General features: G+C 62.2%; 3 protein-coding genes. All 3 read right to left on the bottom strand.

The window, feature by feature from the left end; translation table 11 throughout:
• Positions 1-47: 47 nt before the first annotated feature.
• Genes tnpC through tnpA form a run of 3 tightly spaced genes read right to left on the bottom strand, consistent with a single transcriptional unit; the run spans position 48 to position 2,483 of the window.
• Complete coding sequence (tnpC, locus tag AC3WQZ_RS35580) at positions 48-1,637, bottom strand: IS66 family transposase (RefSeq protein WP_492302155.1); 1,590 nt, start codon at positions 1,635-1,637, stop codon at positions 48-50.
• A gap of 31 nt (positions 1,638-1,668) precedes the next feature.
• Positions 1,669-2,019 (bottom strand): IS66 family insertion sequence element accessory protein TnpB, encoded by a 351-nt coding sequence (gene tnpB, locus AC3WQZ_RS35575; protein WP_492302154.1) that lies wholly within the window; start codon positions 2,017-2,019, stop codon positions 1,669-1,671.
• Entirely contained in the window at positions 2,019-2,483 is a 465-nt protein-coding gene (gene tnpA, locus AC3WQZ_RS35570) for an IS66-like element accessory protein TnpA (RefSeq protein ID WP_492302153.1), read from the bottom strand. Before tnpA ends, tnpB begins: the two co-directional genes overlap by 1 nt.
• Between the last annotated feature and the right edge of the window lie 82 nt (positions 2,484-2,565).

Here is a 2,565-nt window from a genome sequence, read left to right as displayed (position 1 = left end):
GTAAGCGGTCTTTTGAGGGCGTCCCTTGCGGCCGCCGGCGGTATCCGCTAGGCGTCTGAGGACTTGAGCGTCCAGGGCAGCAGAGCCTCGTAGTCGTCGGCGGTCTGTGCGTGTGGCAACGCCTTGAACAAGGCAACGAGATACTGATACGGATCGACGTCGTTGGCCTTGCAGGTTTCCACCAGCGAGTAAAGACTTGCGCTGGCGTTGGCACCGGCCACGGTGTCGCAGAAGAGGAAGTTTCTCCGTCCGACCACGAATGGCCTAATCGCGTTCTCGCAGGGATTGTTCGAGATCGGCCAGGTTCCGTTCTCGATGTAGCGCACGAGCTTTGGCCACTGCCCATGCAGGTAGTGCAGCGCCTTGCCGAACAGGCTTTGCGGCAGCACGGTATGCAACTGTTGCAGCAGCATCGTTTCGATCTCGGCCAGCAGCGGCTGGCTTTGTTCGGCGCGAACCTGCTGCCGTTGTTCTGGCTTCATCTTGAGCGTGTGGCTTTCGACGGCAAACAGCTTGCCGATGCGCTGCAGGAATCCCGTGACCGGGTGGTCGGCACGCTTGTCCTTGGGCAAGGCTTGCTCTGCCTCGACCAGGTAGCGCCGCGCGTGCGCCCAGCATCCGAGGTGCACCAACTGATAGCTGTTTGCGACGTCGTCGTACGGTGCATAGCCGTCGGTCATCAACACCGCGCCAGGCTTGATGCCGGCATAGAGAGCCGTAGCCTGTTTTGTCTCGCGTGTCGGGCTATAGGCAAACAACCGTACCGGCGGGCCCGTGCCATTCATCTGCGCCCATAGGAAGCTCTTTCTCTGGGCAGGCCTGCCGGGCTCCTTGAGCACCTGTACCGTTGTCTCGTCACCGTACACGACGTCGGCTTCCAGCAGATGGTCGCGCAGCAGGTTGATGATCGGCTGCACCGCTTGGCCGACGCGCACTACGCTTGCGGCCAGGGTGCCGCGAGAGAGGTCTCCGCCAAAGCGATGCAGCAGCGCTGCCTGGCGGTACAGCGGCAGCCCATCCTGATACTTCGAGGTGATGCACCAGGCCAGCGCCGATTCGGTAAGCAGTCCCTTGGGAATAATGCGCGCCGGTGCCGGCGTCGTCTTGATGCCGCCGTCGCAGCATGGGCAGGCGTACTTGACCCGTTGGTGCTGGATCACGCGGACCTGCTGCGGCACGATGTCGAGCTGTTCGCTGACCTCGACGCCAATCTCGACCAGAGTCTGGCCATCGAGGGGGCAGACGCGTTCCGATTCGGGTAGTTCGTGACGAACCTCGACACGGGGCAGCGCCGGGTCGAGCGGCTTTCGGCCACGCTTCTTGCGTTTGTGCCCGGCCACTTCGGTCTCGGGCGTACCTTCTTCTTCCTGCTCCGGCTGCGCGGCCGCCGCCGCCATGGCTTCGGCCTCATTGAGGAACAAGTCCTTCTGCTCCGAGCCGCGCGCCTCGCTCTTGGCGGCGAACAGCTTACGCTGGAACGCCTTGAGCTGTTCCAAGAGCAGGTCTCGCTGGACCGTCATCACGCGCAGCTCGCCCTTGATTGCCTCGCGTTCCGCGAGTATTGCCTTGAGCTCACGCTCGGCGTCGCGCAACAGTTGCAGCTCGGCGGCGGTAACGGTGACGGGCGTGGATGGCATGGCCGGTTAGACCGCTGCCGCCAAGCAGCGTTCACGCAGCGCGATGGTATTCTCGGTACGGGTGCCGGCGCATCGCCTCGATGTCGATCCCCTCGAGCAGCCAGTGCAACTGTTCGACAGTCAGCGTAGCCACAGCCGCCTCGCGTGGCCAAGCAAACCGGTCCGCCTCCAATCGCTTTAGCAGTAACCAGAACCCGTTGCGGTCCCACCCGAGCATCTTGATGCGATCGGCCCGCCGGTTGCGGAACACAAATACAGCAGACGCAAACGGATCCAGCCCTAGCGCCTGCTCCACCAGCAGCACCAGACCGTTGATGTTCTTACGGAAGTCCACAGCGTCGCGATGCAGGTACACCCGCAGCCCAGCGTCGAGACGGAACATCAATGGCCTCCACTCAGGGCTTCGATCATTGCCTTTACGAGCCCAACGTCTCGCTCGCTGCATTCGAGCTCGAGCGATACACCGTTGGGCAGCTTTGCGCTCAAGAGCGCCAGCGGTTGCGTTCGCCGCGGTGGCGGATCGCCAGTCGTCGAGGCCGCTTCGTGGCAAGGCACCACAACCTTTGCAGGTGTCTCGATTGGCCGCGAATCCAGAACCTCCTGGACAACCGGCACGAATGCCGGCAACGAACCTCGCGCCTGCGCTGAATCTCGGTACTCCCGAATCCATTTGCGCAACTGGTTGGCGTTAATGCCAGCCTTGAGCGCCGTGCCCGAAACCGATGCTCCCGATTGAAGACAGAACTCAATCAGACGCCGCTTGGCCGCTGGCTCGTAGTCGCGCTTCCCATTGGAGCGGACTCGCACTGCCTGCAGCGGAAATAGGTCAATCTCGTCTTGGATCATGTTTGCGTCCGCAAAGTCTTTGCGGACGCAAGCCTGCCAACATTCAGCCTTCAATACCAGACGTCGTCAATTGAGCGCTTAC

The sequence above is a fragment of the Cupriavidus sp. FW305-26 genome (assembly GCF_058787975.1).
Note: the sequence above shows the minus strand (reverse complement) of the source record. Positions and strands in the feature narration are given on the sequence as shown.